Raw genomic sequence first — 12981 nt, forward strand, 5'->3', positions numbered from 1 at the left:
GATTTCGGGGGCTTGGCCGGGTTTCCCAACCATCAAAGCGACCCTGGCCTGCGCAAAGGCCATCACGTCCGCGTTATCAATAACAACGAGAGCAGCGCCGAGCTCATAACGCTCTGGTTGCCTTGCATGAAACCTGAAGCTTATTTGATGGATGGCGCACCCGACAGGATTCGAACCTGTGACCTTTGGAATCGGAATCCAACACTCTATCCAGCTGAGCTACGGGTGCTTCCGGCGACGAGATGACTCGTTGCTTCCAAAGCGGTCATAGCGCAGTCACTGACTGGCTTCAATCCGAAAAAACCTTCCAGACGGCTTCCAACAGTTTCCATGGGGCGAGAGCGAGCGTTTTTGTTGGTCTGTGATCAAATGCCCGGTTCTTTTCGAGCTTGGTCTGGGTTCGTGAGAAAAGGTGATAACATATCGTCCAAATTTGTTGGATCACGCAGAACTGGTCGCTGTTCCTCCCTTGTGGCATCGGTTTAAACCGTTAGTATCGTTGCAGTAGGGTCGCTCGCGCCAGAAGCGGCCCGATTGAGGGGCAATCATGGCAATGGCGGGGACATGCCGGAACTTACTATGGATGAATTGGTGCCCAACCCGTCCAGGCTGGACTTTTCAGTGATGGATGATGCCGTCGGGTATCGGTTGCGGCGGGCGCAGCTTGCCGTTTTTCAACATTTCAATGAAGCATTTTCGTCGAAAGGACTTCGCCCGACAGACTTTGCCGTGCTGCTTCTTCTGACCAACAATCAGGGTTCCAAACAGAGCGAAGTGGCCGAAGCGCTCGGCATTCAGCGGGCGAATTTCGTTGCCATCGTCGATGGTCTTGAAAACAAAGGCTTCATCGAGCGTCGCAAGTCGGAGACAGACCGCCGGGTACAGTCGCTCTACATGACGCCGGCCGGCGAGGCCTATCTCGAAGAGCTGATGCCGATCTGGCTCGACCACGAGCAATGGGTGCTGGATCAGCTCGGCGGTGTTGCCGAACGCGATACGGTCAACAAGCTTCTGAAGCGTCTCTACGACTGAGCTTCATCTCCCGATACCCAGATCGAATCGGTTGATGGCTTCGTCGATCAGCCGGTTTGCGATCTTCATGCGAACAGTCGCGGCCTCGCGGTAGTCTTCCGCGACCCGGTCGGGATGATTGTCGCGGGCGAAGTTGCGGCGACGCTCCTGCAGGCGGTCGCGATCGTCGGTAGGAGCCAGGCCAAGGTCCTCCGCGACCTCTTCCGGCGACAGGCGCTCCAGCCAGATCGGGAGCGGGGGCGGGGCGGGCGGTTCAGGCTCGCTCGGCGCCGTTTCCTCCGGCATCAGGGAGAGATAGGCGTCCAGGCGCGGATCGGCTGCGACGCCGGATGACGGATGAACCGGAGCGGGGGCATCGGGCACGAAGCTCGTCGAAAGCCCGTTGATCCGGAAAGCCGGCTCCTCCGCCGGGGCCTGTTCTTCGGCCTCCGCGTCGAGCCGGTCGACAACGGACTGGAAGAGCGACTTTCCAAACAGCATGCGCGCCAAAACCTCCGCTGCGGCCGGGTCTGGCCGCGCTCTAGAGCATTTCCGGTGAAAACGGGATCGCCTGAAATGCTCTATCTATTTGTTTTTACGCAGTCCGGACGCAAAACCGCTAACGCACTTTTGCTGGACCTGCTCTCACGGCACAAGACCATGCAGACGTGGTGCGGAGCTTGCGGCGCGCTTGCCAGCGTTCTCTCCGAGGGCTGCCTCAGCTTTGCGACTGGCTCTGGCTTTGGGTCTGCTCGACGATGAGCTTCACTGTCAGATCTTCACCGGCGATGCCGATCCGCATGCCGGATACCGGTGCAGCGTCGGGATAGCTGAGGCCGGTCGCGATCCGGACATAGCGGGCATCGGGGCAGTGCTTGTTGGCTGCATCGAAGCCGACCCAGCCGAGGCCTGGCAGATGCACCTCGGCCCAGGCATGCGTCGCGACCTGCTCGACCCGGTCATCCATCAGCAGGTAGCCGGAGACGTAGCGTGCCGGCAGGCTCATGCTGCGTGCGGCGGCGATGAAGGCATGGGCGTGGTCCTGGCAGACGCCGCGGCCGGCTTCCAGCGCCTGCTCGGCGGTGGTTTCCGTGCCTGTTGTTCCCGGCTCGTAGGCGATCTGGGCGTTCAGCTTGCCCATCAGATCGTGCATCTTGGCCAGTTCGTTGTCGCCCGTCAGGCTGCGAACCAGTTCGCGGGTCAACTTGCCCGGCTTGGTGAGCGGCGTTTCGCGCAGGTAGAGCCAGAGCGGCACATAGCCCTGATGCGGACCGAAGACGCCGGCCCGATCCTCGGTCTCGATCTCACCCGAGGCGACGATGTGGACGCTGTGGCTGTTCCCCTCGGTCGACACCAGATGGGTGTGATTGCCGAACTGGTCGTTGAAGCCCGCTTCGACGGTCGCGCCATCAACGGCGATGTTCCAGGAGAGCACCTTCTGGCCCGGGCCGTCCAGAGGGCAGAGCCTGAGCCGCTGCAGGGAATACTGGACGGGATCGTCGTAGCGATATTCGGTGGTGTGGGTGATCTTGAGACGCATGCTCGATCCTGCTCAGCTGTAAAACCGGTAGCCCTCGGTAATCTCACTGCCCAGCTTGTTGTTGTGGGCGATGAAATTGTCGAGGAAGTCGTGCAGGCCCTGATCCATGATCTGGTCGATCGAGGTGGATTTCAGGCTGGCGAGCACGGTATCGGCGGTCTCATGGGCGGCGAGCCGCTGGCCATAGTCCTTGCCGATATAGCCGAGGTTGGAGACGATCTTTTCGTAGCAATAGGCGAGCGAGCGCGGCATCTGACCGTTGAGGATCAGGAAGTCGGCAATGTTTGCGGCCTTGTATTCCCCGTCATAGACCCAGCGGTAGGAGCGGTGGGCGGAGACCGAACGCAGGATCGATTCCCACTGCATGTTGTCGAGCGAGGAGCCGACATGGGTGATCGCCGGCAGCAGCACGTAGTATTTCACATCGAGAATACGGCTTGTATTGTCGGCGCGCTCGATAAAGGTGCCGATGCGGGCGAAGTTGTAGATCTCGTTTCTGAGCATCGAGCCGTGGAAGGCGCCGCGGATCAGGCCGGCGCGGCGCTTCACCGTGTCGATGACTTCGGGGAGGTCGGCCGATTTCAGCTTGCGGGCGAGCATCTGCTTGAGCTCGATCCAGCATTCGTTGGTGGCTTCCCAGGTTTCACGGGTCAGCGCCGTGCGCACCATGCGGGCATTGTTGCGGCCCGCGTCGATGCAGGACATGACGCTGGAGGGATTGGCGGTATCGCGTAGCAGGAAGTCGATCGCGTCTGCGGCGGTCACCTTGTCCTGGCGCTCGGCAAACAGGCTGCGGACATCGGCGCTCTGCAGCACCGCATCCCAGTCGTCATCTGAGGCGCCGGTGCGGGTCAGCGACATCCTGAGGCCTGCATCCACGAGGCGGGCGATGTTTTCGGCTCTCTCGATGTAGCGGAACATCCAGTAGAGGCCGTTGGCAGTTCTTCCGAGCATGACCATGTCAGTCCTCCAGTACCCAGGTATCCTTGGTGCCGCCGCCCTGGCTGGAATTGACCACGAGCGAGCCCTGCTTCAGGGCCACGCGGGTCAAGCCGCCGGGGATGATCTGCACCTTGTCGGAGACGAGGACATAGGGACGAAGGTCGACGTGGCGGGGCGCAATCCCCTTGTTGACGAGGATCGGCACGGTCGAGAGCGACAGCGTCGGCTGGGCGATATAGTTGGAGGGCCGCGCCTTCAGCTTGTCGGCAAAATCGGCGCGCTCCTTCTTCGTGGCCGTCGGTCCGACCAGCATGCCGTAGCCGCCGGAGCCGTGGACTTCCTTGACCACGAGTTCTTCGAGATGCTCCAGCACATATTTCAGGCTGTCGGCTTCCGAACAGCGCCATGTCGGCACGTTCTCGAGGATCGCCTTGCGCCCTGTGTAGAATTCGACGATCTCCGGCATGTAGCTGTAGATCGCCTTGTCGTCGGAAATGCCGGTGCCCGGTGCATTGGCAATCGTGATGTTGCCGGCGCGGTAGACATCCATGATGCCGGGAATGCCGAGCGCCGAATCGGGGCGGAAGGTCAAGGGATCGAGGAAGTCGTCGTCGACACGGCGGTAAAGCACGTCGATCGCCTCGTAGCCGCGCGTGGTGCGCATCTTCACCTTGCCGTCGATGACGCGCAGGTCCGAGCCTTCGACGAGTTCCACGCCCATCATGTCGGCGAGGAAGGAGTGCTCGTAATAGGCCGAGTTATAGATGCCCGGGGTCAAGACCGCGACGCGCGGCTTGCCCTTGCAGCCGGGGGGCGCAAGAGACGCGAGCGACTGGCGGAGCAGATAGGGGTAGTCCTCGACGCGCTGTACCTTGTTGAGCTGGAAGAGCTCCGGGAACATCTGCATCATGGTTTCCCGGTTCTCCAGCATGTAGGAGACGCCGGAGGGCGTGCGGGCATTGTCTTCCAGCACGTAGAACTGATCTTCGCCGGTGCGGACAATGTCGGTGCCGACAATGTGCGTATAGACGCCGCCCGGCGGACGGAAGCCGATCATCTCGGGCAGGAAGGCGACGTTCTTCTCGATCAACTCGCGGGGAATGCGGCCGGCCTTGATGATTTCCTGCTTGTGGTAGATGTCGTCGAGGAAGGCATTGAGGGCGAGCACGCGCTGTTCGATGCCCTGGGCGAGCTTTCGCCATTCACGGCCGGAAATGATGCGCGGGATGATGTCGAAGGGTATGAGCTTTTCGGAGCTGTCGGCATGGCCATAGACGGCGAAGGTAATGCCGGTTTTCCGGAAGATGTTTTCCGCGTCTCGCGACTTGGCCAGAAGCCTTGCCGGATCCTGGCTGGAATACCAATCGAAGTAGTTCTGGTAAGGTCCGCGCGGATCGTTGTCCGCAGTCATCATTTCATCAAATGCCAATGGCGCCATCCCCTTTTTTCGTCATTTGAATACAACCATTTGGCCAATGCAAGGTCGTTCACGGTCTGCGTCCGTATAATTAGACAATTCTGAATGTGCTTGAAATTCCAGCAATGGCGCAAATTCTGGGCAGATATCGAGACGGGCTGGTGCTTCCGGGAGCGCTACTCCCACGTGATTTGCCTTATCGTGAAATTGTCCGAGCCGACTGATGGCTGCTTCGCTTAAAAATTAGGCTTCTTCTGTCGGCAGATTTTTTGTGATCGATACCGTTGAACGGAATTCACGAGGATCTGCAGGAAAACTCTTTTGACCCCCGGGCCATGCCGCAGTATCGAAACGGTGCGCCGGCGGCTTCAACTCCGGTCCCAGAAAGACATCTGTCCATGACCCTTGCCCGGCTTGCGCCCGCCATTTTCGTTCTTCTCTGGTCTACCGGCTGGGTTTCCGCGAAGTATGCGACCTTCTTTGCAGACCCGTTGACTTTCCTCCTGGTGCGCTATGCCACGGCGGTGGCCCTGTTCTACATCGTCTGTCGCATCGGGGGCGTGTCCTTCCCGAAGAATCGCGCTGGATGGCTGCATGCGATCGTCTCCGGCATGTTCCTGCATGGTCTTTATCTCGGCATGGTCTGGTGGGCGATCGGGCAGGGAGTGCCCGCCGCGCTCTCGGGCATTATCGCCGGACTGCAGCCGCTGATGACCGGCATTGCCGCCGCCTATCTGATCGGGGAAAAGCTCAGTTGGAGCCAGAGGGCTGGCCTGATCATCGGCTTTGTCGGTGTGGCGATTGCCGTCCTGCCCAAGGTGGTCATTCTCGATGCTTCAAGCATTCCCGCCTATGCGGTCGCCATCAATGTGCTCGCCATGGCCTGCGTCACCGCCGGCACGCTTTATCAGAAGCGGTTCGTGCGTGAGGGCGATCTGCGTGCGGTCGCGGCGCTGCAATTTGTAGGGGCTCTGATCGTCACGATACCTGCGGCCGTCGCGCTCGAAAATCTGCATGTTGACTGGAGTTTGGGCTTCTTTGCCACGCTCGCCTGGTCGGTGGTCGGGATTTCCATGGGGGCGGTGGCATTGCTGCTCTATCTCATCCGCCGGGGGGACGTATCCAAGGCCGCGTCGCTCATCTATCTCGTGCCGCCACTGGCTGCTCTCGAAGCGGCCATTGCGTTCGGGGAGGAGCTGACGGTTGCGATGATGATCGGCACCTGCGTGGTCATGGTCGGCGTTTATCTCACCAACCGCAAGCCGGTCTCGGCGACACCAGAGGCCTGACCTCCGGCCATGAAAAATGGCGCGGTGGGTGCCGCGCCATTTCATCGTATCAAATCAGCTTGAGCGGTGGCTCATGCCTCGCGGCGACGGCCGCCGGCGGTGCCGGAACGGGCAGGCCGTGCCTGGCCATTGCCGCCACGGTTGCCGCCATTGCCATTGGCCGAGCGATTGCCGCCATTGCCGTTGGCATTGCGGTTCTGACCGCCGCCACTGCCACCCTTGCGGTGACCCGGCTTGCCAGCTGGACGACCGTCCGCCTTGGCGCCGCCTTCCGACTTGCCACGGCCCTGGCCACCCTGATGGTTGCGGTTGTTGCCGCCGCCTGCGCCGCCACGGCGCTGCGGACGGACCGGGCGCTGCAGGCTTGCCGGCGGTTCGCCCGAGGCGACCGGGATGTCGATGCCCATCAGCTTCTCGATGTCGCGCAGCAGACGGCCTTCGTCCGGACCGCAGAAGGCGATCGCGATGCCGTCACGGCCGGCGCGCGCGGTGCGGCCGATGCGGTGAATATAGGCATCCGGCACTTCCGGCAGGTCGTAGTTGAAGACGTGGCTGACGGCCGGGATGTCGATGCCGCGGGCGGCAACGTCGGTGGCGATCAGGGTCTTGATCTGACCGTCACGGAAACCCTTCAAGGCCCGCTCGCGCTGGCCCTGGCTCTTGTTGCCGTGGATCGAGGCGACCGAGTAGCCGGTGATGTCGAGATGCTTCATCAGCTTCTCGGCTCCATGCTTGGTGCGCAGGAAGACGATCGAGCGGCCATCCGGGTTGTCGTTCAAGATCTTCTTGAGCAGTTCCGTCTTGGCATTCTGACCAGCCAGGAAGTGCACGTGCTGTTCGACCTTGTCGGCGGCCTTGCCGGGCGGCGTGACTTCGACCTTGGCCGGGTTGGTCAGGAACTGGGCGGCGAGATCGGCGATCGACGACGGCATGGTGGCCGAGAAAAGCAGGGTCTGGCGCTTCGGCGGCACCATCTTCGAGATCTTGCGCAGGTCGTGGATGAAGCCAAGGTCAAGCATCTGGTCGGCTTCGTCGAGAACGAGATGGCTGACATTGCGCAGCGTCACGGCATTGCGCTCGATCAGATCGAGCAGGCGGCCGGGGGTGGCAACGAGGATGTCAGCGCCGGACAGGAGCTGCATCTGCTGCTTGCCGATCGAGGCGCCGCCGACGACCTGGATGATCTTGAGCGGGAGCTTCTGATTGAAGGCGCGCAGATTGTCGCCGATCTGGTTCACCAGTTCGCGGGTCGGTGCGAGGATCAGAACGCGGGTCGAGCGGGACTGCGGACGGGCTTCGCTCGCCATCAGCGCTTCGATGATCGGCAAGCCGAAGGCAGCCGTCTTGCCGGTGCCGGTCTGGGCGAGACCGATCAGGTCGCGGCCTTCCATGACGATCGGGATCGCCTGGGCCTGGATGGGGGTTGGGGTTTCAAAGCCGAGATGGCCGAGGGTCTTCACGATTTTCTTGGACAGTCCAAGGTCTTCGAACGTGGTCAAAGCATATGCCTTTCGGGGGCGCCAAAAACCATTCGACCGGGTCGCGGATGTGCGAACCGGTTGGCATTGGCGTCAAGAACCCCGCGTGATTTGGGAACTTGTAAGTTGGAAAAACTTTCCAGCGCATCGGCGATGATGATCGCCGCATTCTCTTCGCGCCTTGCCTTCTTCGCGTCTCAGATGTCGCTGGGCTCGCTCACGCGGCGGCCGGAAGGTGAAAGCTGAGTTGCAAATGGGCGCATTTGCTCCGGAAGTCAAGTGCAATGCACAATCTGGGCTCTAAAAGCGGAGCTCAACTTCGAGGCCATGCTCCTTGCGATTGCGGAACGCGATCTGCAAATCGTAGACTTCAACGATTTCCTGGACGATCGACAATCCGAGCCCGTGACCCGGTGTCTGCAAGTCAAGGCGAAGGCCACGCTTGCTCAGTTCATCGAGCATGTCCTCAGCGACCCCCGGACCGTCATCCCTGATCGTAAGGATGGTGCGTGCCCCATCTGCCCGCGCCGCGATTGCAACGGTTGATCTTGCCCATTTTGCGGCGTTTTCCAGAATGTTGCCGAGCAGCTCGGCGAGATCCTGTCGGTCCAACGGGACCTTGAAGTCGTCGCCGATGTCCATGGTCCAATCAAGATTCTCGCCGTTTGGCGTGCGGCGCAATGTGCGCACGATGCTTGCAACGACAGGCGCGATCAAGCTGTCCTCTTGGCGGACGGTGCGGTTCATGGCGATACGACTGAGCGTCAACTCCCGCTGGACATGCGACTGCATAACCTGAGCAATGTGGGACAGCTCTTCGCCGAGCACAGTCTCTCCCCGTTCAATCAGCATTTGCGCGTCGTTCGACAGAATGGTCAGCGGGGTCTTCAGGCCATGGGCGAGATCAGCTGCCCGGGCTCGGGCCTTGTCAATCGCGCTCTGCTGTTCATCCAGCAGGCGGTTTAATGCCTCCACCGTGGCGTTAAGTTCGGTTGGGAATTGTCCCTCAAGTCGCTCCGCCTCACGGCTTCTGATACGGTCGAGGCCCCGATTGAGCCGGGCCAATGGCCTCAGGCCGACATTCAGCTGAACCAGCGACAGACCGACGAGCAAAAGCGCGAGGATGGCGAGATAAGGTATGATATCCGCCGTGAAGGCGCGGCTCGCTGCCACAAGTCCGATCGTATCGATGGCAACGACAGTTCGTACGATCCGGGTCGCGGAGCCCGTGCCGAGGCTGACTGTCCGTTCAAGCGCAAGCAGGATCGCGCCCTCAGGGCCTGGGATGCGATACTGCCTTACAGCGCCTGGATCGGCGACCGGCGGAGGCAGGGAGAGCTCCGTGTCCCAGAGCGAAGGAGAGCGCAGCAGAGTGCCGCGTTCGTCGGCAACCTGCCAGTACAAGCCGCTCAGCGGTTCCTGAAAGCGTGCATCCTGGGCCGTCTCGCTCAGGGTAACCGCACCCTGGGGCGTCAGTCGCAGGTTGCCAATCACTTCTATCGTGTTGCGATCCAGTTCTTCTATGACGCGTCGCTCAAGACTTCGACCGAACAGATCGACGAACACGAAACCGGCGACGACCAGAAGCAGTCCGACACTGACAAGCGACAGAAAGACAAACCGCGCCCGGATCGAGCGCATCATGCCGCGCCACCGATCCGGTACCCGTAGCCGCGTTTGGTGGACACCACATCACGACCGAGCTTCCGCCTTATGCGACCGACAAGAACCTCGATCGAATTGCTCTCCCGCTCGAAATCCTGGGCATAAAGCTGCTCAGTGAGTTCAGCCTGGGATACGTGGCGATCGGCGTTCAGCGCCAGATGGCTCAGAAAGCGATACTCCATCGGCGTCAGGTCTACCGGAAGGCCAGACTGAGTAACGGACTTGGTGCGGATGTCGATCGTGATGTCGCCGAAGTCGAGGACGGCCGAGGCATGCCCTGCGCTGCGTCGGACGATTGCGCGCAGCCTTGCGAGCAATTCCGGGATCTGAAAGGGTTTCGGCAGATAGTCGTCGGCCCCGGCATCGATGCCTTCGACCTTTTCCTGCCAAGTGCCTCGGGCCGTCAGGATGAGGACGGGCATGGTGCGCCCTTCTGCCCGCCAGCGCCGTAGGATCGAAAGCCCGTCCAGTCCTGGAAGGCCGAGATCGAGAATGACGGCGGTAAAATCTTCCTCCAATCCAGAGAACAGACCGGCTTCTCCATCCTTCTCGTGCAAGACCGTGTATCCGGCCCGTTGCAGATGAAGGGAGACATCACGCGCGATCCGCGGATCGTCTTCGACAAGAAGGATGCGCATCAGTCTTCGTCTATCTCCAGGATTTTTCCGTCGGCTGCATCGACCTCCATTTCCACCACAAGGCCTCGCGGTGTCAGCACCCGAAACTCATAGATAAGCCGGTCGTCGTTTTCATCCAGTTCTGTGTCGATGATGCGACCAGGAATCCGTTTTGTCACGATACTGCGCAGCTCCGACAGCGACAGGATCTCGCCGCGCTCGACGGCGTCGCGCAACTTGTCCCGCAACTCCTCGTCCTTGTCGTCGGCAAAGACCTTGATAGGGCCAGACACGACGAAGGCGGACATGAGCGCGGTCAATACAATTACAAGACGGCGGTTGGATGATGGGCGCACGCGTAGGATCATGCAAAGAGTTTAGCTGCGCCAACCTGACGATTGGCTGACATTCAGCGTCAGTTATCGCTCAGGCGACGTCTTCTACGGTGATGACATGGCTCGAGTGACACGCCGAGCCTTTGAGTGAAACCACAGGAGACAACCATGAAAATTCTGATTGCCGCATCCACACTCGCCGTCCTCGCCAGCACAGGTGTCGTTCACGCCTATGACGACGATCGTCGTTGTATCCTTGGCGCCGGCGACGTGCGCCTGTCGCTTGCCGACATCGAGAAGAAGGCTGCAGCCGAAGGGATTGATACGCGCGAAATCGAACTCGATGACGGTTGCTGGGAGGTCAAGGGCGTGCGCGACGGTCTGCGGGTCGAGGCTGTCTATCATCCTGTCACGGGTGAGTTGCTGGCCCATCGCGACGATTGAGCCAGGGTTTCGAAACTCTGACATCGATGAGGGCCGCCCGATGGGTGGCCCTTTCTTGTTCAGGATGGCTTTCAGTCTTTCAACTGGATTTCGAAGACCTGGCGGGCTGCCGAGCGACCGTTGAGAAATATCTCAAGCACATGTGTTCCGGGATAATAGATCCGCGTGGTGATCGGGCGCAGTGCATGGCGCTTGGTGATCGTCACTCGGTCGCCTGCCGCGATCGTCAGGCTCTTGCCCTTGAAGACCTTGGGCGACAAAGACCCATCCTTCTTCTGATGGTGGATGGCATAGTCGACGAGCACCGTGCGCGTTTCCCGGCTCTGGCTGCGCAGATGGACCTGGAACTCGAGTTCACCGGGGAAGACGATGTGGTCTATGTCGAGTTGAAGCGTCGCGGTCACATCCTCAAGCGGCTCGAAACCGAAATTGGCCAGCGCCTTGGCGTGTCCCTTCTTCACCAGCGTGCGCGAGGCGTGTTTCAGGAGCCAGAGCCGTTCCTTCGAGGCTCCGTTTCGGTGCCGCTCGACAAACTCGGCGACCAGATCCGGGTGATCCTTGGCAATGTCGTTCAGGCTGTTGGCGACCGAGCGGCGGACGTAATCCTCGCCGTCGTCGATCAGCGCTTCCAGGATCGGCAGAAGGGGAGCGGGATCCTTGACCAATGCCGGCAGGCGCATGGCCCAGGGCAGGCGGGGGCGGGTGCCTTCGCTGGCGAGGCGGCGGACGTGATGGTTCGGGTCCTCGACCCAGCCGGAGATGATCGCCAGCGCCTTGTCCTGCTCCTGGGCAATGAAGGGGCGGATGCCGAATTCTGCGGTGAAATGCGGCGTGAGAGACTTGAGCAGGCCGAGGGCTGTTTCGAGATGACCCCGGCCATGGGCGGCGACATACTGGTTGAAGGAGAGGAGCGCCCAGCCGCTGAGGCCATCATGGTCCGATCCCGGCAGGCAGGCGTGCAGGATGGATGCCGCTTGCTCGAAACTACCCGGCAAATGGCGGTGCAGCGCATCGGCGATGCATTGGCCACGTTGCATCAGTTCCAACGAGTCGATGACCGGCAGGACATCGGCGAGAAATGCGTCCCGGTCGAACTGCGCCCAGGCCCGCGCCACGGCGTCTGCCGTATCGCGGGCGGTGTGTGGGCCGATCAGGTGTTTCAGGGGCTCGGCCATCGGCGTTCAGTTCGTGTCTTGCGTTTCGAAATGCTGCATCAGGGTTACACCCGTGATCGCGACCATGTAAGGGGCGAAGGCTGGATCGGACTGGACCTTCGCGGCTGCCGCGTCGGCACTTTCTTTGTTGGTCCATTCGACGAGGTCGGCGATCAGGTCGCGCTGGTCCAGGGAGTCGAGCGCTCGCCAGCTGACGAAGCCCGGATAGGTCCTGACCGCCGCCATGGCCGCGCGGCGGGCTTCCTGGGCTGCTGGCTTGTCGGCGACGGTGCAGATGGCGATTTCGAGAACGGTGCTGCTGGTCATGGGTGTCTCCCTCAGATGATGACGGCTTGACCTAGCACGGTCCAACTGACAACCTTCTGGCCATTACTTTCGAAGGAGGCACGCATGCGCCCCGCCGACCGACTGTTCCGGATCATCCAGCTGATGCGCGCGACCGGCCGCGCCATGACGGCGGCGGAAATCGCCGAGAAGATGGAGGTCGCGCCGCGCACCATTTATCGCGACATGGATCATCTGATCGCCTCCGGCGCGCCGATCGAGGGCGAGCGCGGGGTGGGCTATATGCTGCGCGAGGCTTTCGACGCGCCGCCGCTGACCTTCACGTTTGAGCAGCTTGAGGCACTGGCGTTCGGCTTGAGGGCCGTCGAGATGCTCGGCGATCCCCGGCTCGGCCAGGCGGCGCGCGAGGCGAAGGAGAAGATGCTCGGCATGTTGCCGAAGGATCATGCCGAACGGTTGATCTCGGCGCCGATTCATGCGTTTCGCTCGTCAGCACAGCCCGTCGTGCCGGATTGTCTTGGTGATATGCGCTCGGCCCTGTCGGCCAAACGCAAGGTCTGGATCGCCTATCATTCGCTGCCCGGCGAGCGCAGCCAGCGCGTCGTCTGGCCGCTGGGTCTTGCGGCCTTCGGCGCGATCTGGGTAATGACGGCCTGGTGCGAGATGCGCCAGGGATTTCGTGATTTCCGCCTCGACCGGGTCGAGGACTGGAAGGTGATGCAGGATCGGTTCGAGCCTCAGCCGCACCAGACCTATCAGGCCTATCTGAAGCAGCTTGCCTGA

General features: G+C 61.2%; 14 protein-coding genes and 1 tRNA gene. 4 read left to right on the top strand and 11 right to left on the bottom strand.

Annotated features, from left to right (window positions below; genetic code table 11):
• Positions 1–152: 152 nt before the first annotated feature.
• A tRNA-Arg gene (locus AC1PUL_RS03320) sits at positions 153–229 on the bottom strand.
• 335 nt (positions 230–564) lie between these two features.
• Between AC1PUL_RS03320 and AC1PUL_RS03325 the strand changes: the two genes are divergently transcribed.
• The gene (locus AC1PUL_RS03325) at positions 565–1032 is read left to right on the top strand and encodes a MarR family winged helix-turn-helix transcriptional regulator (RefSeq protein ID WP_480466617.1); all 468 of its coding nucleotides are present in this window, start codon (positions 565–567) and stop codon (positions 1030–1032) included.
• Positions 1033–1035: 3 nt separating this feature from the next.
• Here the strand turns inward: AC1PUL_RS03325 and AC1PUL_RS03330 are convergent, their stop codons facing one another.
• The 4 genes from AC1PUL_RS03330 to AC1PUL_RS03345 form a co-directional block, all read right to left on the bottom strand.
• Complete coding sequence (locus AC1PUL_RS03330) at positions 1036–1512, bottom strand: hypothetical protein (protein WP_480466618.1); 477 nt, start codon at positions 1510–1512, stop codon at positions 1036–1038.
• 217 nt (positions 1513–1729) lie between these two features.
• Positions 1730–2551 carry a transglutaminase family protein gene (locus AC1PUL_RS03335; RefSeq protein WP_480466619.1) on the bottom strand — a complete coding sequence of 274 codons (822 nt, stop codon included), beginning with the start codon at positions 2549–2551 and terminating at the stop codon, positions 1730–1732.
• Positions 2552–2563: 12 nt separating this feature from the next.
• Positions 2564–3505, bottom strand: coding sequence for an alpha-E domain-containing protein (locus AC1PUL_RS03340; protein WP_298467228.1), 942 nt, complete (start codon positions 3503–3505; stop codon positions 2564–2566).
• 7 nt (positions 3506–3512) lie between these two features.
• A complete protein-coding gene (locus tag AC1PUL_RS03345) occupies positions 3513–4922 on the bottom strand; it encodes a circularly permuted type 2 ATP-grasp protein (protein ID WP_298467225.1) in 1410 nt (469 codons plus the stop codon).
• A 386-nt stretch (positions 4923–5308) separates the two neighbouring features.
• Here AC1PUL_RS03345 and AC1PUL_RS03350 point away from each other — a divergent pair, with 386 nt between their 5' ends.
• The gene (locus AC1PUL_RS03350; RefSeq protein ID WP_480466620.1) at positions 5309–6199 is read left to right on the top strand and encodes a DMT family transporter; all 891 of its coding nucleotides are present in this window, start codon (positions 5309–5311) and stop codon (positions 6197–6199) included.
• A 71-nt stretch (positions 6200–6270) separates the two neighbouring features.
• Here AC1PUL_RS03350 and AC1PUL_RS03355 read toward each other — a convergent pair whose 3' ends face one another.
• From AC1PUL_RS03355 to AC1PUL_RS03370, 4 genes are all read right to left on the bottom strand, one after another.
• Complete coding sequence (locus AC1PUL_RS03355; protein ID WP_480466621.1) at positions 6271–7698, bottom strand: DEAD/DEAH box helicase; 1428 nt, start codon at positions 7696–7698, stop codon at positions 6271–6273.
• A 279-nt stretch (positions 7699–7977) separates the two neighbouring features.
• Positions 7978–9321 (bottom strand): sensor histidine kinase, encoded by a 1344-nt coding sequence (locus AC1PUL_RS03360; protein ID WP_480466622.1) that lies wholly within the window; start codon positions 9319–9321, stop codon positions 7978–7980.
• Positions 9318–9980, bottom strand: coding sequence for a response regulator transcription factor (locus AC1PUL_RS03365; protein ID WP_480466623.1), 663 nt, complete (start codon positions 9978–9980; stop codon positions 9318–9320). Before AC1PUL_RS03365 ends, AC1PUL_RS03360 begins: the two co-directional genes overlap by 4 nt.
• Positions 9980–10267: a PepSY domain-containing protein gene (locus AC1PUL_RS03370; RefSeq protein WP_480466624.1), complete on the bottom strand. Its 288-nt coding sequence runs from the start codon at positions 10265–10267 to the stop codon at positions 9980–9982. Before AC1PUL_RS03370 ends, AC1PUL_RS03365 begins: the two co-directional genes overlap by 1 nt.
• Positions 10268–10462: 195 nt before the next feature.
• Between AC1PUL_RS03370 and AC1PUL_RS03375 the strand changes: the two genes are divergently transcribed.
• Complete coding sequence (locus tag AC1PUL_RS03375) at positions 10463–10738, top strand: PepSY domain-containing protein (RefSeq protein ID WP_480466625.1); 276 nt, start codon at positions 10463–10465, stop codon at positions 10736–10738.
• Between the two features lie 71 nt (positions 10739–10809).
• Here the strand turns inward: AC1PUL_RS03375 and AC1PUL_RS03380 are convergent, their stop codons facing one another.
• Positions 10810–11913 carry a DNA alkylation repair protein gene (locus tag AC1PUL_RS03380; RefSeq protein WP_480466626.1) on the bottom strand — a complete coding sequence of 368 codons (1104 nt, stop codon included), beginning with the start codon at positions 11911–11913 and terminating at the stop codon, positions 10810–10812.
• A gap of 6 nt (positions 11914–11919) precedes the next feature.
• Positions 11920–12219 carry a hypothetical protein gene (locus tag AC1PUL_RS03385; protein WP_480466627.1) on the bottom strand — a complete coding sequence of 100 codons (300 nt, stop codon included), beginning with the start codon at positions 12217–12219 and terminating at the stop codon, positions 11920–11922.
• An 84-nt stretch (positions 12220–12303) separates the two neighbouring features.
• Between AC1PUL_RS03385 and AC1PUL_RS03390 the strand changes: the two genes are divergently transcribed.
• Positions 12304–12981 carry a helix-turn-helix transcriptional regulator gene (locus tag AC1PUL_RS03390; RefSeq protein ID WP_480466628.1) on the top strand — a complete coding sequence of 226 codons (678 nt, stop codon included), beginning with the start codon at positions 12304–12306 and terminating at the stop codon, positions 12979–12981.

It is taken from the genome of Rhizobium sp. P43, from assembly GCF_056730705.1.